Consider the following 25806-nt stretch of genomic DNA (forward strand, 5'->3'; position numbering starts at 1 on the left):
TCGATAAATCGTGCAGTCTGGTTGATAAACTGCGCAATCAGATCGATTCAACAGCCCCTCTCCAAATATACTGGCCCATCACCGCATGTTAAATACGTTTACTATCCGCTTTGCGTCCTGACCATATCCAGCCAAATACCGCAATGGCAATCAGAAATCCCCAGAAGATAATTTTCCATTCTATGCTATGGGGAAAATCTTCAGGTATTATATTGACACCGGGATGTGCCAGTGTAATAATCGCTAGTTTAACTCCGACCCAGCCAACAATCAGATATGCCGCTGTTTCCAGGCCAGGCCGCTTGTCTAGCAAGGTTACAAACCAATTTGCAGCAAATTTGATTAATACTAAACCTGCAATTCCGGCAATAATTACGATGGCAAATTTTCCGCCATCCATGCCGCCAAATTGCGGTAACGGGGTGTCCGGCAGTGTCATTGCCAATGCAACTGCAGCAAGTATGGAATCAATCGCAAAGGCGAGATCCGCAATACCGATTTTACCTACAGTGGACCAAAAACCATTTACGAAAGAAGCCTTCTTTTTTTTGGTTGACCCAGAATAGTTGCTAATGACATTATTAATTCCAAGATAAATCAAGTATATGGCTCCCAATGCTTGGACTTGCCAAACATTTACTAGAAATGAGATGACGAACAAAGCGGAAAAGCGAAAAATAAAGGCACCTATAATGCCATAGTTAATTGCTCTATCTTTTTGATTGTCTGGCAGATGTTTTGCTATTACCGCCAGCACAAGGGCGTTGTCAGCTGATAATATCCCTTCCAGGCCGATTAATATAAGTAATGTCCAACCATATTCAAGCCACAATGTGTCCAAATGAATACTCCTTTCAAAAATAAAATAGAGGCTTCACCACTATGTGGCAAGGCCTCTATTTTAACAAGGCGAGACCTTTACCCACATAGGCAAAGGTCTCGCCAACAACGCTGGAGGTTGCCAGAAAAGCCGAGAGTTATACTCTGTAATGACGACTTTACTGAGAAAGCTACTCCCCTTTGAAATCTATCTTTATTTAATCATAATGTTCGTTATTTGTCAATATTTTACCAAAATTAGTGTAGTAAAAAACAACAAAAACGCATTACCTTCCAATCAGATGGATCTCTTGCCGCTCGTATGGTGCATCCTGATAGCTGTTCAATAAACCTTTCTTGGCAATAGTCTCTTTGGTAATTACTTTTTGTTTTAACGTAAGATCAACCTGCCCATCAAAAGGGAAACATTCCATTTGGATGGTTTGATCATTTCGCCATTCGATCCATGCTTTATCTTGCTTAAAAAAGGTAAAGGCATCAGAAACAGGTATTCCGCTTTTGAAAAATCGATGTTCATCCTGTTTGGCTACACCTGGGTCATTTAAACAAATATATAGGGAGACGTTGTCGAAAAACTGAAGCAGAGCGTAATGATAATCATAGTTATCCTGGTCGAACGCTGCAAACGATTCCATGATTCGTTGTTGCCGATCTTTTTCCTGCTGTACAAATTGTTGCGCTTCTGGTGATTCATGATGAACAAGAAAACGGGTATAATGCCGGCTGCATAACAGGCTCGCATATGTATCCCGGGAAGCAACTTCATCGATTCCATATTTGTACAAAACTGTTTTTGCGAGAACAGGAAAGTCAATAAAGGTATAAGGCATATGTTGTTGATCATTCCAAAATGGCTGTTTGTCAAACGGTCTCCAGCCAAGATCATGATTTGAGACTGCATATTCCACCGACTTCCGAAGATCATTCCCGGCAAATAAAGTATCCTTCCAGGCGGCTGCCAATTCACCTGATATATGAGCATGGTTATCCTGTTCGATCATGATATACTCATTTTCATGTTCCCGTACAATCACAAGCGGTCACCCTTTCTTTGCATGGAGGTTTTCTTTAGATTATCATGCGCCATTCTCCTTTTACAAGCAGGGTGACCATGGTATGCAGAATCAAGTATCCTTAATAAGGCTTTGCATGATGACTTTTATCGACAGCTTGTTTTGGTGCCTTTTCACTGTCTTTGTTACCAATTGGATTTTGACTTGTTCCATTACTTTTGGCATGCTTCAGTCCTTCTTTTAGGCGGCGGCCATACTCCTCATCAGCTTCCTCAGCAAGTGCGATCATTTTATCTTGAATACGTTTGTCGCATTCGGAAAGATCCCCGACAAGATTGGAAATTAATTCGTCTCTCTCCCAATCCTCAAAACGACGATATGTTTCACCTGCTTGCTTGGTATTACTCGTTCGTTCAATGGATTCGCGTACAAGGTTACCTTCAACCTTTGGTGTATATTCTTTGCCGGTTTGTTCCGCTTCCTGTAACCCTCCCAAAATGCTTGGCTCATAGTTAGTGTGAGGATTTTGACTGGATCCGCGGTCGGTTTCAAATCGCAATTGCCCGCCTTCTTGATTGGTTGCAACCCGTTTATTCGCCGCATTGATCGGTAACTGCAAATAATTGGCTCCGACACGATGACGCTGTGTATCAGAATAGGAGAATGTTCTGCCCTGCAGCATTTTATCATCGGAAAAATCAAGACCGTCTACAATTACTCCTGTGCCAAATGCGGATTGTTCTACCTCGTTATGAAAATTTTCCGGGTTTTTATTTAACACCATCTTGCCAACCGGAAGCCATGGGAATTGATCCTCTGGCCATAGTTTGGTGTCATCAAGAGGGTCGAAATCCAATTCGTTATGTGGGCCATCTTCCATAATTTGCACGAAAAGCTCCCATTCCGGATAGTCACCACGTTCAATGGCATCATACAAATCCTGTGTCGCATGACTGAAATTGGTTGCTTGAATTTCGTTTGCTTCTTTTACTGTCAGGTTTTTAATCCCTTGTTGCGGTTCCCAATGGTATTTTACCAGAACGGCCTTACCGTCATGGTTCACCCATTTATACGTATTGACACCTGATCCTTGCATCATCCGATAGTTAGCCGGGATACCCCAAGGTGAATACATAAAGGTAACCATATGAAAGCTTTCCGGAGAATTCGCACAGAAGTCAAAAAAACGTTGGCTATCGGGAATGTTCGATACCGGATCCGGTCTGAAGGCGTGGATCATATCGGGAAATTTCATGGCGTCACGAATAAAGAAGATCTTTAGGTTATTACCAACTAAATCCCAATTGCCATCTTCCGTGTAGAATTTAACAGCAAACCCCCGTGGATCACGTAGAGTTTCCGGCGAATGTACGCCATGCACTACCGTGGAAAAACGGACGAAAACAGGGGTCTTTTTTCCTTTTTCCTGAAACACCTTCGCCCTTGTGTAGGTAGAAACGGGTTCATTACCAACCGTTCCATAGGATTCAAAGTAGCCGTGCGCTCCGGCTCCACGTGCATGGACAACACGTTCCGGAACCTTTTCCCTGTCAAAATGGCTGATTTTCTCGATGAAATCATAGTTCTCCAATGTGGCAGGACCCCGGTTTCCAACTGTCCGTATGTTTTGGTTATTCGTAACGGGATGACCCTGTCGATTGGTTAATGTATCTTCTGTTTCCAAATTTGTTTGATGTTGATCGTCTGACATTGTTACCATCCTTTTCTCTTTTAATGACGCTTCAACCTTACACTGTCCAACTCGACGGAAAATAATCCATTTAATCTGATTAAACGTCCATCGTATCTATGGTATAATAATAATGATAAGCATATACTTTTACGTAAGGTTATAAAATATCAGCGTGGAAAGTTTCTGCACCATGTTTTTTGGGTAATGAACACGAATGGGCAGAAAAAATAATGAACGGAGAAAGGATGAAAAAAGTGGTAGCAACCATTATTATCATTGCTATTGTAGTGATTATTATTCTCTTTACCATTGTGTCCTATAATGGTTTAGTCAAATATCGAAATTGGATACAAGAAGCGTGGAGTCAAATTGATGTGCAATTGAAACGCCGTCATGATCTGATCCCTAATCTTGTCAATACAGTCAAAGGATATGCCAAGCATGAGAAAGAGACCTTGGAGAAAGTTGTGCAGGCGCGCAGTCAATTGGTCAATGGTACACCACAGGAGCGAATTGAGGCAGATAATCAAATCCAGGGTGCTTTAAAATCGATTTTTGCTTTATCAGAGTCCTATCCGGATTTAAAGGCCAATCAAAATTTCCTGAACCTCCAGGAGGAACTCACAACGACAGAGAACAAAGTCGCTTATTCAAGACAATTATATAATAAGACAGTTGCTGATTATAATATTAAGCGGGAATCTTTCCCAACCAATATATTAGCTGGTATGTTTAATTTTCGCCGGGAAGAGTTATTATCCATTCCGGAAGCGGATCGTGAAGTACCTAATGTAACTTTTTAGTGAGGGGAAAAGATGCTTTATAAACAAATTTTACAGAACAAACGTAAGACGATTCTGCTCATTCTATTGTTTAGTGTGCTAGTACTGGCGATTGGTTGGGCCATAGGGTACTTGGCTAACAACGATTTTTGGTCCGGGCTACTCATTGCAGCCATTATTCTCGCGTTTTATGTGCCAATTACGTACATGTCGGCAACATCACAGGTTTTGGCAATGTCCGGTGCAACCGAAATAAAGCAAGAGGATAATCCACAATTGTTTGATGTGGTGGAAGAATTATCATTGGCAGCAAGGATCCCGATGCCCAAAGTGTATATTGTCAATGATCCGGCGCCGAACGCATTTGCGACAGGGATCAAACCGGAAAAGGGTGCCGTGGCCTTTACGACGGGTTTACTGGACCAATTAAATCGGGAGGAATTGTCCGGTGTTGCTGCACACGAAATCTCGCATATTCGTAATTACGATATTCGGCTGATGACCATCTGTATCGCTTTAGTTGGAGTTATCGCATTAATTGCTAATTTTGGGTCACGGATGATGCTTTTCGGCGGAGGCAGACGAAATGACAATAGGAAATCCAATCCGATCCTAATGATTATTGCCCTTGTGTTTGTTATTCTGTCACCGATCGCAGCACAATTTGTCCAGTTGGCAGTTTCCAGAAATAGGGAATACTTGGCCGATGCCTCTGCAGTTGAATTAACCCGTAATCCAACGGGGCTAATTCACGCACTGCAGAAAATCAGCCGGGATCCTCGTGATGTGAAAAATGCCAAAGATGCTACAGCCTCCATGTATATTGCACGTCCACTAGGTAATAAACGCAAAAAACGAGCCAGTTTATTGGCCACACATCCGCCAATGGAGAGTCGTATTGAACGATTACAAAATATGTGATAAGCAAAAGATCCCTGTTTTTGGACAGGGATCTTTGTGTTGCTGGAGCCGGACGGGGCTTTTTCTAACATGAGCTGAATACAGCATCAGATTTCAGACTTTCTTAACCCGCAAAGCACCATACAAACGTGCGTCTGATTGCTCAAGTTGTCTCAAATCAAAAAGGGAGGCTTTAATGCTTCATTTGTTTAATTAATCAACAACATATTTATCTTTTAATTCATCTGAACCAATACCACCAATTACCATCATAGCTAATGGTAAGAAATTAGCTATGATTTTTAGTAACTTTCCCTCCAAGGCCATAATATCTGTATCCATAAGGTGATTTAAGCCAAAAATAATTAGCTTTACCAATAACAAGAATGCACCTAATAAAAACAAACTATCAAAAAATGTTTTCCATTTCGGATGCGCCAGCTGCTTACTATCGCGAATTACTTTTTCTTTCAATTCCTCATCACTCCTCAACAATTCATCTATCGTAATACCGAATAAATCACTCAAATCAATGATCACTTCGATACTGGGATAGTTCTTACCAGTTTCCCATTTTGAAACTGATTGACGACTAACATGGATTTTTTCGGAGAGAGCGGTTTGTGACCATCCTCTTTTTTCTCGTTCCTTTTTCAATCGTTCACCAAAAATCATGTTAATCATCCCTTTCCTTATTTTCCATTATTGATCAAGTGGATAGATGTAGTAAAGATAGTTATAAGCGCATCAAGGTGCAACCTATTGTTTCGAGGTTAAAACCCTTGTCTTTCAGATAATCAACTATAGTCTCGTATTACAGTCCAAAATATTTTTAATGTTAATCCCTATGCTAAGGTTTCAGTTTTTATCAAGCAATCTGCTCCGATTTCGATATTATATTACTTTTACCACAAGAAATCCCTTAAGGCAAAGCATATTTAAATGGGATAAGGTTTCGCAACTTTTTTATAAACCTTAATCGTATCTTTGTTAAAAACGTAGCACGGTTATATTCTCGTCTAGGACAGTTGACTTTTATGAGACATGGAGATACAGGTCGGGATTAGTACGGTGTTTCCTTTATTGAGGGTTAATCGGTATCGACATTTCCCGGGAAATATTGATCATATTCCATGATATTTTCCAAAGATCGTCAATATTTTTATCACAATCCGTTAATATTTCCGGTCAAACCATAATATCGTTCATCAATAAAACATGAAGAATCCCCGATAGATTTCAATTCTAAAACTGGACTATGATTTGTTGGGGGAGCGTGAACAGGACAGATATCCCGTGAATAGCATGAATATAGAAATGAAAATTGGAGGAAAGAAGATGCAAATATATGTTGTAAAACGGGGGGAAACATTGTCGCAGATAGCACGAAATTATGGATCGGACCTAAATCAAATCATATTAGTTAACCAGATCACGAACCCGGACACCTTGGTAATCGGGCAAACATTGGTTATTCCCATTCCTTATCGTGAATATGTTGTCCAACCAGGTGATTGGTTATGGCGAATTGCCAATCAATACGGGGTAAATGTTCAGGATCTGGCAGTGGCTAATAATATCTCAGATCCATCACAACTTTATGTTGGCGAAATGCTTATCATGCCGTATTTTTCCTATGTAATTCAATCAGGAGATTCACTATGGTCGATCGCTAATCGCTATGGAGTTAACCTCAACCAGCTTTTTCAGGCTAATCAATTAACATCTTCTACCGTATTATATCCCGGGCAAACATTGCGAATTCCGGTTGGTGCGAGGCCAACTACGGAAATCAATGCGTACATTACCCAAATAAACGATCAAGGAAGGGATGAGGTTCTTACCCTGGGGAGAAATTTCACTTATCTCTCACCATTTAGGTATAGCATAAAAGCGGATGGGACATTAACAAATATGCAGGAGACCGGACTATTACAGGCAGCTAAATCCCGTCAAGTGGCACCATTGATCATAGTGACTAATTTTTCGGGAGGGAACTTTGATTCCGATTTAGCTGCAACCATTTTACGAAATCCGAACCTGCAGGAAACCTTAATCACCAATCTTCTTGAAATGATGCAACAGAAAGGATATTCCGGGGTGAATTTTGATTTTGAATATGTTTACCCAGAGGATAGAGATAACTATACGGCATTTTTGCAGCGGGTGGTTGCCAGACTCCATCCAGAAGGCTTGCTTGTATCAACGGCTTTAGCACCAAAAGTTAGTAGTGAACAGCAAGGGTTGCTTTATGAAGCCCATGATTATGGTGCACATGGAAAGGTTGTCGATTTCGTTATCCTGATGACCTATGAATGGGGATGGGCTGGTGGCGAACCATGGGCTATTGCGCCAATTAACATGGTACGTAACGTATTGGATTACGCGGTAACGGTCATTCCACGTGATAAAATTATGATGGGAATGCCGTTATACGGTCGTGATTGGAAAATCCCGTGGCAACAAGGTACAATTGCCCGAACGGTCAGTCCATATGAAGCTGTTCAACTAGCTGCCCAATATGGTGCTGCGATTGAGTATAATACAACCTATCAATCACCATTTTTCCGCTATACGGATGAATCTGGACAGCAACATGAAGTATGGTTCGAGGATGCCCGCAGTATGCAAGCAAAATACGATGTAATGAAGGAATATGGGCTAAGAGGTGGGAGCTACTGGGTATTAGGGAACCGATTCCCGCAAAACTGGCCAGTACTCCAAGATAATTTTAAAGTGCGGAAACTTTAATTGGACGATGCAAATAGAACATCCCTGTATCGCTGATGGCACAGGGGTGTTTTGGCTAAGAAGAAGCTTTTAACAAATAGTCGTGTACTTTGATGGCAAAATCTTAAAAGAGGGTTAATCAAAATTATTGATCAAACGTTTGATTAGTGGTAAATAAAAGCCACAATGAAGCGGAAAACTCTTGTCTATTTGTTATATGATAGGCAATGGGACGTCAGCTGTTAACAGGATTTATTTGTTTTGTTCAATGATCATTTTAAACTGTTCTTGGAACTTGTTCACATCATCTTTTGTCAATGCTTTCGGTCCTTTTGTCCGCTTGCCGCTTTTCCTGGCCATCGCACTTACATAACGTGTTTGCAGGAGTTGATCAATGTTCTCATTCGTATAGACGAACCCCTTGTGATGAAGGACAATACACCCTTTTGCTAGTCCGAGCGAAGCCAGTCCATAGTCTTGGGTAACAATAATGTCCCCGCTTTTTGCTAACTGCATAATCCGGTAATCAGCCGCATCAGCACCGGAATCTACATAGACCGTTTCTACTCCTTGTGGCGGTTCACTATTGGAAAAATGTGCAAAGCTTTTTACAAGAACCACGGGGATCTGGTTGTCTTTGGCAATGGAGATGATGGAATCTTTTACGGGACAGGCGTCCGCATCAACGTAAACTTTCATGGTTTTCACTCCGATTTGATAAAGTAGACAGGGCATTATCCCCCCTTCTTATTAACGTAATTTATTTAATTGACTAAATCAATGGAAATGTATTTTAGATTGGTGTATGTATAATTATATATACTGATAGTAATAGTTATTTAAATTTTACATAAGTTCGATTAGAATGTATATAATCAATCATATGTTATCTGGATAGGGGGGAAAGTGATGCGATTAGAACGGCCATCGTTAAAATGGAAAGAGGAGCATGAAAACTATGTAAAGGAATGGGGACCAGCCCGAATGATTCCGAGTAGCTTCAATTTGTCAGGATATGATACGTATGAGGCATATTTGGAAGCTTTGGCGATTAGGGAAGGTGGTACGGACAAATGGTTGCCAAGTACCAATTATTTTTTGATAAATGATCATGAACGAATCGTCGCGATGGTTGATATTCGTCATGAACTAAATGAATTTCTCTATCATGTTGGTGGTCATATTGGGTATAGTACGCGCCCATCCGAGCGAAAGAAGGGATATGCAACCATAATATTAAAAGAAGCATTGAATAAATGCAGGGAATTGGATATAGATCGCGTTTTGGTGACATGTGATGAGGATAATATCGGATCAGCCAAAGTAATTTTAAATAATGGTGGAGTAGAAGAAAATTCTTTTAAGGATACAGATGGAACCGTGACACGCAGATTTTGGATTGAAACTAGTAAAAGACAATTGTAATCGATCATAGGCGTGTAACTGATTGAGAGCAGATCAGGGATACTAATCTCGAATCCTGCTATTCCATCTTTTGAAAAATATGATTGGCCACTAAGACGGAACAGGGAAAAAGCAATGAGAAACGAAAAGCCTTTAATCAAGTGAAAACTACCATCGGAAAGTATTCCGGATGGTAGTTATGATTGTATCACTTATTTTTTCGTGACTTGTGACATCTGATACCAGATCGATCCTTCTGCTTTTTCACCACCCTCAATTCTTGCCAGGGCCATTTTTACCTGCATCCGTACTTCGAATTCCGGGTCATCTAATGCTTTTTTTAAAGCGGGTACGGCGGTTTCATCACCAACTTCATACAAATACATTGCAGCACGCCAACGCACGAGGCGGTTTGGATCTGAAAGTTTATTGATCATTTCCGGGATGGCCTCGGTAAAGCCAAGATCGGATAAACAATCTCCGGCAGTACGCCTTACGTTAACTGCTTTGTCATTTAATGCTTTATATAAGTATGGTAAAACTTCGCGATCCTCAATCATGCCAAGATACGCAGTTGCGAGTCGCCGAATCGATGCCTTTTGATCATCCAGTGCTTTATCGAGAACAGCTAAATCATCAACGGTTGGATCCGCCATTTGATCAAGTGCTGCATAGCGATCTTTCCAGTTTGGGTTATCCAGCATGTCGAGTGTAACTTTCTTCCTTACCGGTCCAGTATTTTCTTCAGCATAATTATCGGATAGTGCCGCTTGAAGTAATTGCTGCAGTCGTTCTTGATCGTAACTTGCGGTTATTTCTTCAACAACTTCTTGTCCGATGGTTTCTATATCACCATAACGAGGCATCTGTTCGACCCATTTACGCTCCATCAACATATTATCAGAGGCAGCGGAGGCTTCCATGGTTGCGTTCATGAACCGTTCCGGAAGTCCAAATCGTTGCTCACGTTCACCATCCTGCAGTTTTACCTGAACAGGCAGCTGACGAAACTTTTGGATGAATACCTTTACTTCCCCGTAATTGTCATCGGTTGGCATATGACTGGTAAACAGTTGATCCGTGTCTGTGTCTTCTTCGGTTGAGCCTAAAACATCACGTACGGCTGGCAAAATTTCCTCCCAAGCAACCCTTGGATTTCGTTCCAGTGCGATAAAATCAATAACACGATACAAACCTTTGACCCCATTGATTTCAAACAAAGATTTGACATAATCAGGAGCATCAATGAGTTCATCATCACGTTTATAATTTTCGGTTTGACCATTAGCAAGTCGCTCATCCACATTTATTTTCATAGAATGCGGGCTTGGTGTAGGCTCAATGGAAACGATTTTCATAACGATCACCCTTATTATTATTCCTAATGCGATTGTAGCAAAATTTCGTCGGTATATCCATTGTTTAAAATGCCATGTCAGATATGTTTAATGCGGTAATGGGCAACAAATTATTTGCCAAAATGTTTGGGATGCACAAGCCGGTTTGTGAAATCACAAATCAGCTTGTGCATCCAGCAAAGCTTGTTGATATTTCGGATAATACGCTTGCCAAACGGCAGTACGATCTTCTATAGATTGTCCGTCAAGCAATGCCTCAATCACATCTAAACAGACATGCCACCCAGCTAAATCCTTTGGTGTATGCGTAGTAACTTCATGTAAATATTCCTTGAATACAAGTGTTGAGCCACTTGCTTGAACTAATAATTCAAAGCGTACGGCGTTTTTATCCCATTCAAATGCAAAAATTCTATTGGTGACAGCTTCTGTTATTTGCATGTGCTCATAGCTGCCATCCCCGAGATTAAACAGTATCTCTCCGCCATTTTGTAACGTCTGAATTTCCAGCTCGGGAAACCATTGTTGTAATTTGTTATTCTCTGTTAAATAGGCCCACACTTCTTCCGGATCATGTTGTAACAATCGTTGATAAGTTGCAGTAAGTACACCTTTTTCTCGGTCTAATTTTGCGATCAATTTTATGTACTCCCTTCATTGGAAAGCAAATTTGGATATAATTAATCATAACATAGGAACAAGCAATTTCCATCATTGATGAGGGAGACCTTTTGATTTGTGTTGGCTGTTTTGATATGTTATCTTCATATCAAATGAATAGGTGATGACGTTCGCCATAAAGCGTTGTTCGAGGTGTTATACAACTGATGACGTCTACCTTCATTGCCCTTTTCGGAAGGGCGTTTTGAGGTAGGCGCTTTTTGTGTTTTAAAAGGAGCAGCGATGGAAAAAACTATGGAACTACAAATAAAAGGAATCAATGAACAAATAATGAACTGGATGTGGAACAACCATATCAACGTTGCCCTGCAATAAACCAGTTTGAGGAGGAGTGATCTGTGTACTATGTTTTTCTTGTTATATTTGGAGTGCTGGGAGCTCTATTAAGGTATTCGATTGGATTAATGATCCAAACGGACTTTCCGCTGGCAACACTACTCATTAATGTTGCAGGCTGTTTCTTACTTGCCTTTTTAACCCAGTTTCTCAATGGAATCCCTAATTTCCCAAAAAAACTGGTTTCGGCGATCGGGACGGGGTTTGTTGGCTCATTTACGACTTTTTCCACATTTGCGTTGGAGTCTGCGGAGTTATTGAATTTAAGTGATTATATCGGTGCAGCCAGTTATATTTTGACAAGCTTAATCGGTGGTTTGCTTGCTTGTGTACTTGGTTATCGGAGCAGTGAGATATTATTGGCAACGGGAAAGGGGAATTGAGCATGCCCATTAACTTCATCATGGTCGCGGTTGGTGCTGCGTTTGGTGTGCTTGCTCGGGCATTAACCACAAACTGGATAAAAAGGAAGTGGAATTCTACTTTTCCGTTGGCGACCTTTATCATTAACATGGCCGGTTCTTTATTGCTGGGGTTCTTAACCGGTTTAACGATTGACAATCAATTATTACTGGTTCTTGGGACAGGCTTTATGGGTTCATTTACCACATTCTCTACGTTTAATGTAGAGAATATCGAACTACTACAGCAGAAAAAGTATCTACATTTAATTAGTTATTTGGGGACTTCCTATGTTTTTGGTATTGTCGCTGTATTTATCGGTGTTGCAGCTGGTGATGCAGTAACCTAAATGAAGGGATAAAAGGCGAAATATAACATTGATTTCGCCTTTATAAATCAGTTACGTGACGACTTTTTACGCCAATTTCCTTTTTGCCACGACCACACCATCTTCATCAACATATACATAATCGCCGGGTGTCCAATCTACACCACCAAATGTTACTGGAATATCTGTTTCTCCATCACCTTTCTTCTGGCTTTTTAACGGATTTTTCCCCAAGGCACGGACACCGATATCCATGTTGTTAATGTCGGCGGTATCCCTAATGCATCCATAAATAATGATGCCGGCTAATCCCCGCTCCATGCCAATCGCTGCTAAATTATCGCCCATCAACGCACAATTTTTGGATCCGCCCCCATCAACGACAAGCACATGTCCTTTAGGAATTGTTTCCAACGCCGCTTTAACCAGGACATTATCTTCCAACACCTTTACCGTCGAAATTGGTCCGGAAAATGCTGTTCTTTTTCCAAATGATTGAAACTCCTGCATGCATATAGATAATTCATTGGCAAATTCATCGCATAAATCAGTTGTTTTTAATGACATATCTAACACCTATCCTTTCTTCTTTAAACCAATTTTTGCATTTTTCATAACGAATAGCAATCAAATCAGTTTACGATATGGAAAAGAGCCTTATTATTTTCTTTCCTTCAAACAAAACCGGAGAGTGGGATATAATGGGAAACATGTTATACTGATTAGACACGAATGGAAATGAAAATGATAGGATGAGAATATGGTAAAAACAATCGATGTATATGTAAAACCAAAACGAATAGCAAGGTATAAACAAGGCTGTTTGCCAATTCATAAAGATGACATCACAAATGCCGAGGTACTCAAGAACGAGGGAAGTATCATTTTGCTGAAGGATCAAAATCACCAATTTCTTGCCAAAGGTTACTATGGAAAACAGAATAAAGGAATTGGCTGGGTGCTTTCTCATAACCAGCAGGAAAATATTAATGACCAGTTTTTTAAAGCTAAATTGAAACAAGCAATGAGAAAGCGGCGGCATTTTTACGCTGACCCGAACACAAATGCTTTCCGTGTTTTCAATGGTGAAGGAGATGGCATTGGCGGATTAACTATTGATTATTTTAACGGCTATTATTTGATTAATTGGTATAGTGAAGGGATCTATTCGTTCCAATCAGCGGTTATTGGAGCATTAGGTTTACTTGATAATTATAAGGCCATCTATCAAAAACGGCGCTATGATACCAAAGGGCAATATATCGATGACGATGATTTTGTAACCGGAGATCGTGGGGAATTTCCAATTATCGTCAAAGAAAACGGCATGAATTATGCTGTTTATCTAAATGATGGGGCAATGGTCGGTATTTTTCTTGATCAGCGTGATGTTAGAAAGGCAATACGTGACCAGTATGCAAAGCAGAAGACAGTACTAAATACGTTCTCATATACAGGTGCATTTTCAGTTGCTGCAGCTGTTGGCGGTGCTTTGAAAACGACCAGTGTCGATCTGGCCAAACGGAGTAAAGCGAAAACGATTGAACAATTCAGTGTAAATGGAATTGATTTCGAACAGCAGGATATTATCGTGATGGATGTCTTTGATTACTTTAAATATGCCAAACGGAAAAATCTCACATTTGACTTAGTGATTTTAGATCCGCCAAGTTTTGCCCGCTCCAAAAAACGTACATTTTCAGCGGCAAAAGATTATCCGGCCTTGCTTAAAGACACGATTCCGATCACCGCAAAAAACGGTGTGATTGTTGCTTCGATTAACAATGCGACTGTCAGCATGAAAAAGTTTAAGGGATTCATTGATAAGGCATTTAAAGAAATGAATCGCAAATACCGAATCCTGGAGACCCATTCGCTGCCTGTTGATTTCGCGACAAGTGACGCCTATCCAGAAGGTGATTATTTGAAAGTGTGTTTCATAAAAATAATGGATTAGTGATTGCTGAACATTGATCATTGGGGGTAATCATCGATCGGGTAGATGAAAAAACAATTGGACGACCGGAATTGCAAGAACTGGCTACAAAGTTGATCGGAAGCTTAGAAAAGTCGATCGATCAGTCCGCAAAGTTGATCGGAAACAAGACAAAGTTGATCAAGTGCCAATAAAATCAACGCATCAAAAAACCGATCGAGACCTCGGAAAAATAAGCACACTAAAAAGGCTGCGGCGTATACTGCAGCCGCAACCAGAAGCGGTTTTTGTTCACTTCACCTGGAGACCGTTCAAATCCAATGTTAATGATAATACTTGATTGTTCGGAAACATCGGTTGGATCTGTTCAGCGATAGCCTTACCTTTATCTTTTGGAACAAAGGAGATTAATGTTGGTCCGGCGCCGCTGATTACCGTTCCATATGCTCCGTTGTTCTTTGCATGCTCTCTTATATCGTGATAGCCAGGAATAAGTGCTTTCCTGTATGGCTCATGGAATAGATCCCGTTCCATCATTTTTCCTGCTAATACATAATCACCAGATATAAGTGCGGCAATCATCAAATGACCGACCCCGCTTGCATCAGTAGCTTCCGATCGTGTATACATTTCCGGAAGTGCGTTTCTAGCCGCTTCCGTTTTCAATTCGACATGAGGTATGTGGACAACAAGATCAAGATTTAGTTCCGGTAACTGAAAATAGTCCGTTTCTTCGCCGGTATTTTTAAGTGAGAGAACAACACCGCCGAATAATGCAGCAGCAATATTATCGGGATGGCCTTCAATGATCGTGCCAGTATCCAATTTCTCCTGTTCCGTCATACGAAGCTCACACAGTTGATTCGCCAGTTCAATTCCGGCCATGATAGCTGAAGCACTGCTACCAAGACCACGAGCGAGCGGGATTTCACTACTTACTTCCACCTTGCATGCCGGTAATTCCCGCTGATATATATCTGCTGTTTGTTTAGCAATTTGATAGATAAAGTGATCCTCATGATTAGTGAAAGAAGGGAGCAAATGGGAATGGTGTACAAACTCCCATTTGTCTTGCCTTACTACCTCCAATGTTAAATAACGATTCAATGCCAGTCCAGCTGAATCAAAGCAGGGGCCGATATTGGCTGAACTGGCTGGAACGGTGATCGTAAACATGTTCACTGTTTCACCACGTCTTCAATATAGGCTGTGACCGTCTCCTCATCATTAGGTAAGGATACCGGGTTAACATGCAGTTGGTCAATGGCTGTTTGCGGGTCTTTTAAGCCGTTTCCAGTTAACACAGCGACAACCTTGCTTCCTGGTTCAATCCAGCCGCTTTCACATTGTTGGATCACACCGGCAATCGAAGCACATGAACCTGGCTCAGCAAAAATTCCCTCTTTTTTAGCTAACAATTGAAATGCATGTAGTATTTCTTCATCTGAAACTGAACCAATCTTACCATTTGATTCATCCCGGGCTTCAGTGGCTAAGTGCCAGCTGGCTGGGTTTCCGATTCGAATTGCGGTTGCAACGGTTTCCGGCTGTTCAATTACTTTTTTCTGTACAATGGCTGAGGCGCCCACTGCCTCAAATCCAGCCATTTTTGGAAGACTGGTTTGTTTATGTTCGTTAAGTTCTTTAAACCCTTTCCAATAAGCACTAATATTACCGGCATTGCCAACTGGGATCGCTAAAATATCCGGTATAGTACCAAGCTGTTCATATACCTCAAAGGCAGCTGTTTTTTGTCCTTCCAAACGATACGGATTGACTGAATTAACAAGTGTGACAGGTGAATGTTCGCTCACCCGTTTAACCATTTTTAGGGCATCATCAAAGTTACCCTCGATTTCCACGATTTCTGCTCCGTACATCATTGCTTGAGCAAGTTTACCGAGAGCCACCTTACCTTTGGGGATCACAATAATCGCCCGCATGCCTGCCTGAGCCGCATATGCAGCAGCTGAGGCGGACGTGTTACCAGTAGACGCACAAATAACTGATGTACTACCTTCTTCTTTTGCTTTTGCAACGGCCATGACCATGCCTCGATCTTTAAATGAACCAGTTGGATTGGCCCCCTCTACTTTCCCATAAAGCTCCACACCTAATTGTTCAGAAAGGTGCGAGAAGTGGACAAGTGGGGTATTTCCTTCCTTTAATGTTAGTGAAGGAGTTTGTTCTGTTATAGGCAAATATTCTGCGTAATGTTTTAGTAGTCCTGGCCAATTGTTCATTTATCACCATCTCCTTCAACCCTAAATGAGCTTTCAACACTTTCTACTACATCCAGGCTGTTTAGTTGTTCCATTGATTTCTTAAAGTTTGCCAGGTCAGTCTGGTGGGTAACCAGAACAACTTCCGCAAGTTCTGTTTTACTGCGTGGTATTTGCAAGATCCGTTCAAAACTGATGTCCATTTGATTAAACAAGTGTGAAATGGAAGCGAATGCTCCAACTTCATCTTTGACATGCATGCGAATATAAAATTGGCCAAATTGTCTTTCAGGTGGAGTCGGCTCTTTTTTAAACAATGGCGATTGAAAGTTCTTGCCGTTTACACCCAACCGCATATTGGTAATAACGGTAACGACATCAGCCATGATAGCAGTGGCAGTTGGTAAACTTCCCGCCCCTGCTCCGTAAAACATAGTTTCCCCAACAGCCTCACCACTTACATATACGGCATTGTATTCATTCTTAACGGCAGCAAGTGGATGTTTATCAAACAGGAATGTTGGCTGTACATTCACTTCCACCTGCCGATCACGACAATTTGCATAACCGATCAACTTCATTTTGTAACCCAATTGTTTCCCGTATTGTAAATCAGTCAGGGCAATATCAGAAATACCACATACTTCTACATCGGAAAGTTCGACATTGGTTGAGAAGGCAAGACGTGATAAAATCGCCATTTTGCGGGCGGCATCCAGCCCTTCTACATCAGCGGTTGGGTCGGATTCAGCAAATCCAAGTTCTTGTGCCTCTTTTAATGCATCCTCGTACGTAACGCCTTCTTCATCCATTTTTGTTAATATGTAATTTGTAGTTCCATTAACGATGCCAATTACTTGTTGGATCCGATCTGAAACGAGTCCGTCAGCAAGTCCCCTCAGAATGGGAATGCCACCTGCTACACTTGCCTCGTAAAATAAATCACATTGATTCCTGCTTGCCATGTTCTGCAGTTCCGGACCATGCAAGGCGATTAAATCCTTGTTGGCTGTTACAACATGTTTTTTCGCTGCAAATGCCTCCAATATATGATTTCGTGCTTCATCAATCCCACCCATTACTTCAACAACCACATCGATTTCGGGGTTATGTACCACCTCATCAGGATCGGTTGTCAAATAGGATGGATCTACTTGAACATCCCGTGCCTTCTCCAAATCTCGAACGAGCACCTTTTTAACTTCTACACCACAGCCTAACTGGTGGACGAGCTTTTCCTGGTGCTCCTCAATAAGCTTGATAACTCCTGATCCAACGACACCTAAACCTAGTAAGCCAATCGATACAGTATTTTTCATTTTCCCACTCCATTATCCATAATAATACGACAATTAAATAATATATTAATAGCATTGTAAACATCTGCAACGTATATGGCAAGGGTTTTTGTTTAATTAATTGGAAAAGTGGTTGAGTAACAATTTATGGAAGGTGATCCGCTAAAATTTTAATGCTTCAATATATTGATTAACATCCATTTTGTTGAATTGTTTCCTTGCAGCATTATTTAGAACATCATTGTTCATAGGCACTGTCTACTTATCTGGTTTAAAATTTAAAAACCTTGAATGGGCGTGTATCCCATCAAGGTTATCCTGATTATTATCTTCTATCTATACTACATTATTTTTAAGGCAATTTCCAAAAATGTTCGTATTACCTTATCCCTCTTTCAGTAACACCCGAAGTTGCTTTGCTTACTCAAAATCGAGATAATAATTATCATCTTCCATCATTAAGTTGAACGCATCGGGAATTTACGGGGTGCTTATCCCTACTTTCCAAATAATTGGCTTTCTCACAACATAGAGGTGGGGATATTACAGCCCGTTAATGCGTGATAAATTCTTCTTTGACTAATTTGTTTCATTTTTTGTTCTAATATTTTAAAAAAACTTGAGAAGCTTTTAGCTAATCAAGGTTTAAAACGTTAATTCATATTTGAGGAATATGAACCAAATTTCCTGGTGAGCTATTAATAAAAATATTAGGGATATCAGGTTTATTCTTTTTCAACTTAAATTTTTGGACCCTTGTTAGCCCTGGATCAAAAGAAATATTCCGCGATTTGAATTCAAGATCTTTAAGTTTGTTATAGACTTTGGATAAGAAATTCTTCCATTCCTTTGACGAAGAATTTAAAACTTCATCCGGGTTTTCCAGCAAACGATATCCATCTGCATAATGGAACATTAATAACCCAGTTCCCAAATCACAATTTTCATTTTCAAGAATTGCCATTGGTACATTAAATCCATTGTTCCAATTATAGTTTGCTGCAAAAAAATGAAGTATTAAAGGGTTATCTATATTACCTAACTGGATAATTACATCATTCTCATCTGTATTATAAAGCAGCTGTTCAAGTAGATTAATATCTTGCTTATTCATTAAAACCTTCTCCCTAAATAATTAGTTTTCCAATTAGACCAAACAGGGGTCTTATTAATTATGATTGTTTACTCCGTCCTGTTTAATTTTGTTGACTATAATTCTATAATCGTTTCAAGTTCATTTGTTTCAATGGTGCATTCTTCATCGCTATAATTATCAATTATTTTCGTAATGTGTCGTTGTATTTCTAATGTACAATATTATTACCTGTACATTCTTCAAAATTCGACGAGTCACCATTTAGGACTTTTTGTATTAATTTCAACCAAGGTTGTCTATTACTCTGAATATCACCCATTAGTAGAATTGCAACAGGGGAAATGATATCTGGCATATCTATTTCTAAACCTTTGTCGCTCTCTAATAAAAACTTCATATTTCATGGTTTCACTTCCTTAGTAGATGGATATGCTGTTTTAATTTCACCGTGAAGGTCCGGTCTCATTCCCTGCCAAGTATCTTTGAACAACTTTTCAAACATCGCCATTTTTATCTTGTTGCTTCATCGTATTCCAAAAATAAATCTTGTAAATCGCCATTAATGGGCTCAGTGGTATTATTAACAGTCAATTTAAACTCAACCTCAACTTTTTCTCCCACTATCATTCCTTCGTCTATTACACCTAAAATTGTAGATAAAGTGTCCACTTCTATTTGCTCAATTATTTTAAATAATATCTCTTTGGTTTCATTGGAGAGTTCCGTGTAAAATCTTAATGATTTCTTCCAATACGGATGACGTAAAATAGTTTGTGTAAAATATTTGAGATAAAAAAAAGAGGTAGGGTACCCTCGAAATTGGACAAAAAATCAAGAAAGGAGACCCTACCATGTCTCAAAGTATAAACCAAGATGACTTTATGAATCAACTAGATGGACTTGTACGCGATTTTGTCAAAGAACAGTTGGAAACCATTATGGAAGAGGAAAGAAAACAATTCTTTGAGGAAGAACATCCGGAGTTAACACAAATAAAAAACGGCTATTATCAACGCAGTCTGGATACCAAGCATGGACATATTGATGATTTGTCTGTTCCCCGGGATCGCGACGGAGCATTTCATACGGAATTATTTGATCCCTATCAGCGTCGTGATCAATGGGTTGGTGAAACTGTAACACGTATGTATCAAAAAGGAGTCAGCACACGTGAAATCGGGCAAATGATTGAACATATGCTGGGTTCATCCTACTCAGCTGCAACGGTGAGCAATATCACAGAAGCAACGTTAGAGAATATAGAAGCATGGCAAAAGCGTCCGCTAAACAAGCGTTACTCCGTGCTCTATCTCGATGGAACCTATTTGAAGTTACGCCGGGATGATGTCGCCAATGAAGTGGTCTATATCGTCATTGGTGTGAATGAGGACGGCTATCGTGAAATTTTAGGATTTTATGTAGGCGGAAAGGAAAGTTCCCTGGGATGGAAAGAAATCTTGAAGGATTTATATGAACGTGGAGCTCAAGAAGTATTGCTTGGCGTGTTTGATGGGCTTCCTGGCTTGGAGACAGCGATGAAAGAAGTGTATCCCAAAGCGGATGTCCAGCGTTGTGTCGTGCATAAAGTTCGCAATGCGTTAAATGCCGTTCGTAAAAAGGATCAGACAGCCGTTGCAGAAGCTTTAAAACCCATTTATGAGGCAAGTACAAAAGCAGAAGCAAAAGAACGATTTCAAGCGTTTAAAGAAGACTGGGAAAGCAAATATTCTAAAGTCGTCAAGACTTGGGAAGAAGATTTGGATGTTCTCCTTACCTTTTTGGATTACCCTTCTTCTATACAGCGTGTCATCTATACGACAAATATCATCGAAAGAACCATGAAAGAAATCAAGAAGCGTACGAAAACGATGAATAGCTTACCAAGTGAACAAGCAACGGAAAAAATCGTGTACCTTCAAGTAACAGATTATAACGAACGATGGGGAGAACGTAAGTTAAGAGGATTCGCAACCGCTTATCAAGCATTACAAGATATGTTTGAAGAACGCTACGGGGAATAGGGAATAAACGAGCTAATTTTCAGGCACCGTCCCCGGGTACCCGGGGACGGTGCCTGAAAACACATCCCAATAGAGAGGATATCCTACAAATTTACACAAACTTATTGACGGTACCCCAATACGGATCTGCTGCTTCATTAATATTTGTATTCATAAATAATTCACGATAAGTATCTAAATTACCCTTTACTATTGATTGATGCATTTGTTTAATAATATCTTTTTTGTTCATATCTTCTATTTCCTCCCAGATTCAGGGTATAAAATTTATCAAAAACAATTAGTTGTATATCGACTGAAATCGGTGAAACATCGACCCGGGAACAGCAAAGTCAACGAAAGATGCTGGTATTAGTAAAGGAGACGGATCAAGCCCGTCTCCTTTTATACTTGCTTTTACTGAAAAAGTGAAACTCATCATACATCGAAATAAGCGCGGTTGCCAAGGCAAAAAGAACCAGCAGGGCACCAACAAACGGATTATATTCAATGGATGCCTGTTCAATAACCAATCCACCAATGAAGGATCCAACCGCAATGCCAAGATGTAAGGCAGAATTGTTTAAACCTTGTTGAACATCAGATGTTTCCGGGGAAGTGTTCATTAGATAGCTCTGCATGGCTGGTGAGATTGCCCAATTCATCGCGCCCCATACGATCATAACAATCAAAAATAGCGGCAAATAAAACGTTGTAAAAGGGATGGCTATAATCGCGATACCGAACACAGTAACCGATATGAGTATCGTTTGTTTGGCCCCAATCATGTCAGCCAATGTTCCGCCAATTCCGCCACCACTGACTGCTGCAATTCCAAATAAGAGATAAATGATACTGATCCAGGATCCTTCCAGTCCGAGTGTCGTCTTGACAAATGGTGTTAGATAAGCATACAAGACGGTGTGTCCCGCTAAAAACAGGAACGTGGTTGATTGGCCAAAAAGTATTTTTCGGTTTTTAAGTGTTGCCAGCTGTTTTCCAAGTGGTACAGATGGTTTTGGTGCCACACGATCCATGAAAAAATGGAGAAAGACAATGGAAAGCACCGTTAAAACTGTGATAAGCACAAATGGTGCCCGCCAGCCAAACAGATTTCCCAATATCAAACCAATGGGAAGCCCTAAAACAATGGATGCACTAACCCCCATGGAAACAATGCCAATTGCTCGTCCGCGGTATTTCGGATCGACAATGCTCGGAGCCATTGTCAAACATAAGATGATTAATAGTGCACCACTTGTTGCTGACACGACACGTCCAATAAAAAGTACTGTATATGAAGGGCTAAATACTGTAATGATATTTCCGATTAAAAATACAAACAACGATATGATGGTCAGCCGCTTTCGTTCTACCCCGGCGGTGAGGATGAGTAAGGTAGGGGAAGCTATGGCAAAAATCAATGAGAAAATAGTGATCAAATACCCCGCTTGTCCGAGGCTGACGTTTAAATCCGCCGCAATTAAATCCAAAATTCCTCCGATAATTAATTCAACCATCCCTACGACAAATGAGACGACCATCAATAAATAAACTCGCTTATCCATATGCAAGCTTCCTCTCTAAAATGTACCAATAACAATCATAATGACTAAGTGATTAAAATACAAGGGCGAAATTGCCATGAAGTAGCCTGTATTTATTAAAGCAGTTGACGGAGTGTAATAACTGTTATACAATATATATAACAATTATTACAAAAAAGAAAGATGTGATTTGATGTGTATATTAAATTAGATTTTGAATCAAATGAACCAATCTACACGCAGTTAAAGCATCAAATAATAGCTGGTATTGCTAAAAAGGAATTACTTCCAGGTGAGGATTTGCCTTCTGTTCGAGCGATGGCGGCAGATATTGGAATAAACTTGCATACGGTAAATAAAGCATATCAGCAATTGAAGCAGGAAGGGTTTATTTTGATCCACCGGCAGAAAGGTGTGGTGATCAATCCTGATGGCGTTCCACCGGCAGATGAAGATTATCGCAACGGGGTAAAAGACACGTTGCACCCTTTGATTGCTGAATCCATTTGTCGCGGAATAACCAAACAGGAATTTATTAAGTTTTGTGATCAATTATTTACAGAATTTGCGAAAAAGGAAAGGTGATGAACGTGGAAGTATTTTTACTCATCGTTATGATGGTTCCTGTTTTTCTTTCATTGATGTTCATTCCATACTGGACCAGAAAAACAGAAAGCTTTGGTGTTTCGATTCCCGAGGAGGTATACTTTCATCCTGAAATCCATTCGATGCGTAAACAATATGTATGGTGGATGGGAATAGTCGGTGTAATTACAGTGGGGGTTTTTTGGCTGCTTTCAGAAACAGTGGCAAATAAAGAAAGCACCATTAGTATTTCCTTCAGCATCATTATAATAGCATATCTTGTGATCAGTTTTATTATTTATCTATATTTTCACAGGAAGATGAAAAGTTATAAACAAGCGGCAAAGTGGTCCGAGGAACAGTCACAACTTGTGGTGGTAGATACTGGATTTCGAAACCAAAAGCTAACGTATTCCAATATTTGGTTTGTCATTCCGTTTGCGATTACAATTTTGACGATGATCGTCAGTTTAACATCGTATCAGCAAATTCCGCAGCAAATTCCAATGCAATATAATTTTTCCGGTGAAGTCACCAATTATGCCGAGAAAACGTATCGTTCAGTGTTATTAATGCCTGTCATGCAGATGTATTTAATCTTGCTTTTTCTTTTCATCAATACCATTATTGCAAAAGCAAAACAGCAAATTAGCGCAGGAAATCCGGAAAAATCGAAGCAGCAAAATTTACAATTCAGGCGAAGATGGTCTGCCTTCACGATATTAACCGGAATTGCCCTGATACTCATGTTGTCATTCATCCAAATGCCCTTCATTTATAATATCGATCAACAGATTCTAATGGTTATTTCACTTGTGATTATATCAGTAATTATCGTTGGATCCATTGTGTTATCAATTACGACCGGGCAAGGTGGTAGCAGAGTAAACGTGCATATGGGAGACAAGGGCGAGGTGATTGATCGTGATGATGACCGCTACTGGAAATTGGGGATACTCTATTTTAATAGGAAAGATCCGTCGTTATTTTTGGAAAAGCGATTTGGTGTTGGCTGGACAAATAATTGGGCCCATCCGTTATCGTGGATTATCTTGCTTATAATTATTGGATTAGCAATTAGCATACCGATTTTGCTTGGGGTATAAAATGAAAATGGGAGTGTGGCGTGCAAATAAAGGCTGTTATGCGCTATAGATTTAGCTGGAACCGTTGTAGATTGCCCGGGATGCGCTGTAGATCGAAGCAAAATCGCTATAGATATAAAGTGAGGGTTATTTTCACGATTCTTAGCGTCTAATATTAAACAGGTTCTTTCCCAAATTATAAAAATTGCACATTATTTCACAAAGAATGACCCCGTTTTGATCAATCTTTTTTCAAAACGGGTTCTTATCGTATAACTTAAAAATACGGGTTTGTAGGATATTTTTATCAAACTTTGTTTTAAAGCTGCAAAATCCGACTATATTACGCTCCCATGTCTTTGCTCTCAATTGACTTAGCGTTGGTGCTAAAAATAATTATAAGCCGATGTATTACAATTCCAGAAATCATGAATAATCCTAAAGATATTAATCCCATTCTGGCGGAATAATTGTCAATAATCATGCCTAGTGATGGAGAAGCAATCGCCTGTAATAGTAGTGATATAGACATCCAGATTGACATAGCTCTACCCATAAAAGCTTTAGGTACAGTTTCCATAAGGATTGTATTCATTACAATTCTTAGTGATGAGTTACATAAACCGAATAATAGACTGCCTAAAAACAAAATAATTACATAGTTATTAAATGCAAATGCTATCAACGTTGTAATAGATACCAAGAAAAAAAGAGTTACTGCTCCATTCTTTGATACTTTTTTAGCGATTGGAGCTGCAACAAAACCAGATAAAAATCCTCCAATTCCATAAAACATATCCGAAAAACTAAATGCAATTGAACTACTTTGTAACGTATCGCTAACATAACCTGGAAGTACAACGTTATACATCATGGTCGCTACCAATGGGATAATTGAGGCGAAACCAAAAAAGAAAATTTTCGGTCTGCCTTTAAGGAACTTTATCCCACTTTTAAAATTTGAATAAAAGGATTCCTCAGTGTTTTCAATAATAGAGTTGTATTTAACTTGAAAGATGAAAATGCTACTAAGTAAGAACATAATCGCATTAAAAATCAGCATGTTTCCAAAACCTAAGTATTCATAAAATACACCGGAAACTCCACCTGCTGTAAACATACCTACTTGTAAACAAATTTCGACTAAAGAATTTCCATGAACTATTTCATCGCCCGAAAGAAGTTCCTGTAACAAACTTCTAGATGTAGACATATATGTTGTCCAGCCCATACCATTTACGATAGAGAAAAGATACATATATCCTATATGAAATCCATTTGTTAATAGCATCATAGCGATAACTGTTATAGCTATGGATTGAATTAAATACGTAAATAAAATAATTTGTTTCCTTTTAAATTTGTCCGTTAATATTCCAGTAAGTGGTGATATAAGGAACCCTGCTATTACATTTAACGAAAGCATAATCCCTACTGCTATAATAGAGCTGGTCTGTTCCATTAGATACCAGTTAGCTCCTACTGTGCCCATACCAATTCCGAACGCATAAATGATTTCAGAAAAGAAAAAGTTACGAAAATCCACTCGTTTTAGTAGCCTGAGAAACAT

Annotated in this window: 26 protein-coding genes and 1 riboswitch; of the genes, 11 read left to right on the top strand and 15 right to left on the bottom strand. The window is 39.8% G+C overall.

Annotated elements, in window-relative coordinates:
* Positions 1–88 precede the first annotated feature (88 nt).
* The 3 genes from O2S85_RS01655 to O2S85_RS01665 form a co-directional block, all read right to left on the bottom strand.
* The gene (locus O2S85_RS01655) at positions 89–841 is read right to left on the bottom strand and encodes a TerC family protein (RefSeq protein ID WP_269411045.1); all 753 of its coding nucleotides are present in this window, start codon (positions 839–841) and stop codon (positions 89–91) included.
* Positions 842–1106: 265 nt separating this feature from the next.
* Positions 1107–1874 carry a DUF3891 family protein gene (locus O2S85_RS01660; RefSeq protein WP_269411046.1) on the bottom strand — a complete coding sequence of 256 codons (768 nt, stop codon included), beginning with the start codon at positions 1872–1874 and terminating at the stop codon, positions 1107–1109.
* Positions 1875–1974: 100 nt separating this feature from the next.
* Positions 1975–3564, bottom strand: coding sequence for a catalase (locus O2S85_RS01665; RefSeq protein ID WP_269411047.1), 1590 nt, complete (start codon positions 3562–3564; stop codon positions 1975–1977).
* 236 nt (positions 3565–3800) lie between these two features.
* Between O2S85_RS01665 and O2S85_RS01670 the strand changes: the two genes are divergently transcribed.
* Together O2S85_RS01670 and htpX are read left to right on the top strand one after the other, a co-directional pair.
* Entirely contained in the window at positions 3801–4349 is a 549-nt protein-coding gene (locus O2S85_RS01670; protein ID WP_269412428.1) for a LemA family protein, read from the top strand.
* A 12-nt stretch (positions 4350–4361) separates the two neighbouring features.
* Positions 4362–5249 carry a zinc metalloprotease HtpX gene (htpX, locus tag O2S85_RS01675; RefSeq protein ID WP_269411048.1) on the top strand — a complete coding sequence of 296 codons (888 nt, stop codon included), beginning with the start codon at positions 4362–4364 and terminating at the stop codon, positions 5247–5249.
* Between the two features lie 192 nt (positions 5250–5441).
* Here the strand turns inward: htpX and O2S85_RS01680 are convergent, their stop codons facing one another.
* Positions 5442–5903, bottom strand: coding sequence for a helix-turn-helix domain-containing protein (locus tag O2S85_RS01680; RefSeq protein WP_269411049.1), 462 nt, complete (start codon positions 5901–5903; stop codon positions 5442–5444).
* Positions 5904–6566: 663 nt separating this feature from the next.
* On the opposite strand from O2S85_RS01680, the gene O2S85_RS01685 reads away from it, so the two are divergent.
* Complete coding sequence (locus O2S85_RS01685; RefSeq protein WP_269411050.1) at positions 6567–7979, top strand: glycoside hydrolase family 18 protein; 1413 nt, start codon at positions 6567–6569, stop codon at positions 7977–7979.
* A gap of 231 nt (positions 7980–8210) precedes the next feature.
* Here O2S85_RS01685 and O2S85_RS01690 read toward each other — a convergent pair whose 3' ends face one another.
* The gene (locus tag O2S85_RS01690) at positions 8211–8657 is read right to left on the bottom strand and encodes a YaiI/YqxD family protein (RefSeq protein ID WP_269412429.1); all 447 of its coding nucleotides are present in this window, start codon (positions 8655–8657) and stop codon (positions 8211–8213) included.
* Positions 8658–8867: 210 nt separating this feature from the next.
* Here O2S85_RS01690 and O2S85_RS01695 point away from each other — a divergent pair, with 210 nt between their 5' ends.
* Positions 8868–9383, top strand: coding sequence for a GNAT family N-acetyltransferase (locus tag O2S85_RS01695; protein ID WP_269411051.1), 516 nt, complete (start codon positions 8868–8870; stop codon positions 9381–9383).
* A 191-nt stretch (positions 9384–9574) separates the two neighbouring features.
* On the opposite strand, the gene O2S85_RS01700 is transcribed toward O2S85_RS01695, so the two are convergent.
* Entirely contained in the window at positions 9575–10720 is a 1146-nt protein-coding gene (locus O2S85_RS01700) for a conserved virulence factor C family protein (protein ID WP_269411052.1), read from the bottom strand.
* Positions 10721–10873: 153 nt separating this feature from the next.
* On the bottom strand, positions 10874–11359 hold the full coding sequence (locus tag O2S85_RS01705) for an SRPBCC family protein (RefSeq protein WP_269411053.1): 486 nt from the start codon (positions 11357–11359) through the stop codon (positions 10874–10876).
* Between the two features lie 132 nt (positions 11360–11491).
* A riboswitch (Fluoride riboswitch) is annotated at positions 11492–11564 on the top strand.
* 175 nt (positions 11565–11739) lie between these two features.
* Between O2S85_RS01705 and crcB the strand changes: the two genes are divergently transcribed.
* Positions 11740–12120, top strand: coding sequence for a fluoride efflux transporter CrcB (crcB, locus tag O2S85_RS01710; RefSeq protein WP_269411054.1), 381 nt, complete (start codon positions 11740–11742; stop codon positions 12118–12120).
* A 2-nt stretch (positions 12121–12122) separates the two neighbouring features.
* Positions 12123–12488: a fluoride efflux transporter FluC gene (locus O2S85_RS01715; protein ID WP_269411055.1), complete on the top strand. Its 366-nt coding sequence runs from the start codon at positions 12123–12125 to the stop codon at positions 12486–12488.
* A 66-nt stretch (positions 12489–12554) separates the two neighbouring features.
* Here O2S85_RS01715 and rraA read toward each other — a convergent pair whose 3' ends face one another.
* Complete coding sequence (rraA, locus tag O2S85_RS01720; protein ID WP_269411056.1) at positions 12555–13034, bottom strand: ribonuclease E activity regulator RraA; 480 nt, start codon at positions 13032–13034, stop codon at positions 12555–12557.
* A 193-nt stretch (positions 13035–13227) separates the two neighbouring features.
* Here rraA and O2S85_RS01725 point away from each other — a divergent pair, with 193 nt between their 5' ends.
* Together O2S85_RS01725 and O2S85_RS01730 are read left to right on the top strand one after the other, a co-directional pair.
* On the top strand, positions 13228–14424 hold the full coding sequence (locus O2S85_RS01725; RefSeq protein WP_269411057.1) for a class I SAM-dependent rRNA methyltransferase: 1197 nt from the start codon (positions 13228–13230) through the stop codon (positions 14422–14424).
* Positions 14425–14444: 20 nt separating this feature from the next.
* Entirely contained in the window at positions 14445–14597 is a 153-nt protein-coding gene (locus O2S85_RS01730) for a hypothetical protein (protein ID WP_269411058.1), read from the top strand.
* A gap of 97 nt (positions 14598–14694) precedes the next feature.
* On the opposite strand, the gene thrB is transcribed toward O2S85_RS01730, so the two are convergent.
* The 4 genes from thrB to O2S85_RS01750 all read right to left on the bottom strand — a co-directional run bounded on the left by thrB (position 14695) and on the right by O2S85_RS01750 (position 19037).
* Positions 14695–15579, bottom strand: a complete 885-nt coding sequence (gene thrB / locus O2S85_RS01735) for a homoserine kinase (protein WP_269411059.1) — start codon at positions 15577–15579, stop codon at positions 14695–14697.
* A gap of 2 nt (positions 15580–15581) precedes the next feature.
* On the bottom strand, positions 15582–16646 hold the full coding sequence (gene thrC, locus O2S85_RS01740; RefSeq protein WP_269411060.1) for a threonine synthase: 1065 nt from the start codon (positions 16644–16646) through the stop codon (positions 15582–15584).
* A complete protein-coding gene (locus tag O2S85_RS01745; RefSeq protein WP_269411061.1) occupies positions 16643–17944 on the bottom strand; it encodes a homoserine dehydrogenase in 1302 nt (433 codons plus the stop codon). Before O2S85_RS01745 ends, thrC begins: the two co-directional genes overlap by 4 nt.
* 637 nt (positions 17945–18581) lie before the next feature.
* Complete coding sequence (locus O2S85_RS01750; RefSeq protein ID WP_269411062.1) at positions 18582–19037, bottom strand: DUF4274 domain-containing protein; 456 nt, start codon at positions 19035–19037, stop codon at positions 18582–18584.
* A gap of 833 nt (positions 19038–19870) precedes the next feature.
* Between O2S85_RS01750 and O2S85_RS01755 the strand changes: the two genes are divergently transcribed.
* Positions 19871–21040 carry an IS256 family transposase gene (locus tag O2S85_RS01755; protein WP_269411063.1) on the top strand — a complete coding sequence of 390 codons (1170 nt, stop codon included), beginning with the start codon at positions 19871–19873 and terminating at the stop codon, positions 21038–21040.
* 91 nt (positions 21041–21131) lie between these two features.
* On the opposite strand, the gene O2S85_RS01760 is transcribed toward O2S85_RS01755, so the two are convergent.
* Entirely contained in the window at positions 21132–21272 is a 141-nt protein-coding gene (locus O2S85_RS01760; protein ID WP_269411064.1) for a hypothetical protein, read from the bottom strand.
* A 136-nt stretch (positions 21273–21408) separates the two neighbouring features.
* On the bottom strand, positions 21409–22587 hold the full coding sequence (locus tag O2S85_RS01765) for an MFS transporter (RefSeq protein WP_269411065.1): 1179 nt from the start codon (positions 22585–22587) through the stop codon (positions 21409–21411).
* Between the two features lie 174 nt (positions 22588–22761).
* Here O2S85_RS01765 and O2S85_RS01770 point away from each other — a divergent pair, with 174 nt between their 5' ends.
* Entirely contained in the window at positions 22762–23151 is a 390-nt protein-coding gene (locus O2S85_RS01770; protein ID WP_269411066.1) for a GntR family transcriptional regulator, read from the top strand.
* Complete coding sequence (locus O2S85_RS01775; RefSeq protein ID WP_269411067.1) at positions 23151–24257, top strand: DUF1648 domain-containing protein; 1107 nt, start codon at positions 23151–23153, stop codon at positions 24255–24257. Before O2S85_RS01770 ends, O2S85_RS01775 begins: the two co-directional genes overlap by 1 nt.
* Before the next feature lie 322 nt (positions 24258–24579).
* Here O2S85_RS01775 and O2S85_RS01780 read toward each other — a convergent pair whose 3' ends face one another.
* Positions 24580–25806, bottom strand: coding sequence for an MFS transporter (locus O2S85_RS01780; RefSeq protein WP_269411068.1), 1227 nt, complete (start codon positions 25804–25806; stop codon positions 24580–24582).

Source organism: Lentibacillus daqui, assembly GCF_027186265.1.
In the GTDB taxonomy this organism is placed as follows: Bacteria; Bacillota; Bacilli; order Bacillales; family Amphibacillaceae; genus Lentibacillus_C; species Lentibacillus_C daqui.

What these genes read in the sequence shown, in the direction of transcription:
- O2S85_RS01665 (WP_269411047.1), bottom strand. Translation starts at nt 3,564, where the DNA reads ATGTCAGACGATCAACATCAAACAAATTTGGAAACAGAAGATACATTA.
- htpX (WP_269411048.1), top strand. Translation starts at nt 4,362, where the DNA reads ATGCTTTATAAACAAATTTTACAGAACAAACGTAAGACGATTCTGCTC.
- O2S85_RS01680 (WP_269411049.1), bottom strand. Translation starts at nt 5,903, where the DNA reads ATGATTTTTGGTGAACGATTGAAAAAGGAACGAGAAAAAAGAGGATGG.
- O2S85_RS01685 (WP_269411050.1), top strand. Translation starts at nt 6,567, where the DNA reads ATGCAAATATATGTTGTAAAACGGGGGGAAACATTGTCGCAGATAGCA.
- O2S85_RS01690 (WP_269412429.1), bottom strand. Translation starts at nt 8,657, where the DNA reads ATGAAAGTTTACGTTGATGCGGACGCCTGTCCCGTAAAAGATTCCATC.
- O2S85_RS01695 (WP_269411051.1), top strand. Translation starts at nt 8,868, where the DNA reads ATGCGATTAGAACGGCCATCGTTAAAATGGAAAGAGGAGCATGAAAAC.
- O2S85_RS01700 (WP_269411052.1), bottom strand. Translation starts at nt 10,720, where the DNA reads ATGAAAATCGTTTCCATTGAGCCTACACCAAGCCCGCATTCTATGAAA.
- O2S85_RS01715 (WP_269411055.1), top strand. Translation starts at nt 12,123, where the DNA reads ATGCCCATTAACTTCATCATGGTCGCGGTTGGTGCTGCGTTTGGTGTG.
- rraA (WP_269411056.1), bottom strand. Translation starts at nt 13,034, where the DNA reads ATGTCATTAAAAACAACTGATTTATGCGATGAATTTGCCAATGAATTA.
- O2S85_RS01725 (WP_269411057.1), top strand. Translation starts at nt 13,228, where the DNA reads ATGGTAAAAACAATCGATGTATATGTAAAACCAAAACGAATAGCAAGG.
- thrB (WP_269411059.1), bottom strand. Translation starts at nt 15,579, where the DNA reads ATGTTTACGATCACCGTTCCAGCCAGTTCAGCCAATATCGGCCCCTGC.
- thrC (WP_269411060.1), bottom strand. Translation starts at nt 16,646, where the DNA reads ATGAACAATTGGCCAGGACTACTAAAACATTACGCAGAATATTTGCCT.
- O2S85_RS01745 (WP_269411061.1), bottom strand. Translation starts at nt 17,944, where the DNA reads ATGAAAAATACTGTATCGATTGGCTTACTAGGTTTAGGTGTCGTTGGA.
- O2S85_RS01750 (WP_269411062.1), bottom strand. Translation starts at nt 19,037, where the DNA reads ATGAATAAGCAAGATATTAATCTACTTGAACAGCTGCTTTATAATACA.
- O2S85_RS01755 (WP_269411063.1), top strand. Translation starts at nt 19,871, where the DNA reads ATGTCTCAAAGTATAAACCAAGATGACTTTATGAATCAACTAGATGGA.
- O2S85_RS01760 (WP_269411064.1), bottom strand. Translation starts at nt 21,272, where the DNA reads ATGAACAAAAAAGATATTATTAAACAAATGCATCAATCAATAGTAAAG.
- O2S85_RS01765 (WP_269411065.1), bottom strand. Translation starts at nt 22,587, where the DNA reads ATGGATAAGCGAGTTTATTTATTGATGGTCGTCTCATTTGTCGTAGGG.
- O2S85_RS01775 (WP_269411067.1), top strand. Translation starts at nt 23,151, where the DNA reads ATGAACGTGGAAGTATTTTTACTCATCGTTATGATGGTTCCTGTTTTT.
- O2S85_RS01780 (WP_269411068.1), bottom strand. Translation starts at nt 25,806, where the DNA reads ATGTTTCTCAGGCTACTAAAACGAGTGGATTTTCGTAACTTTTTCTTT.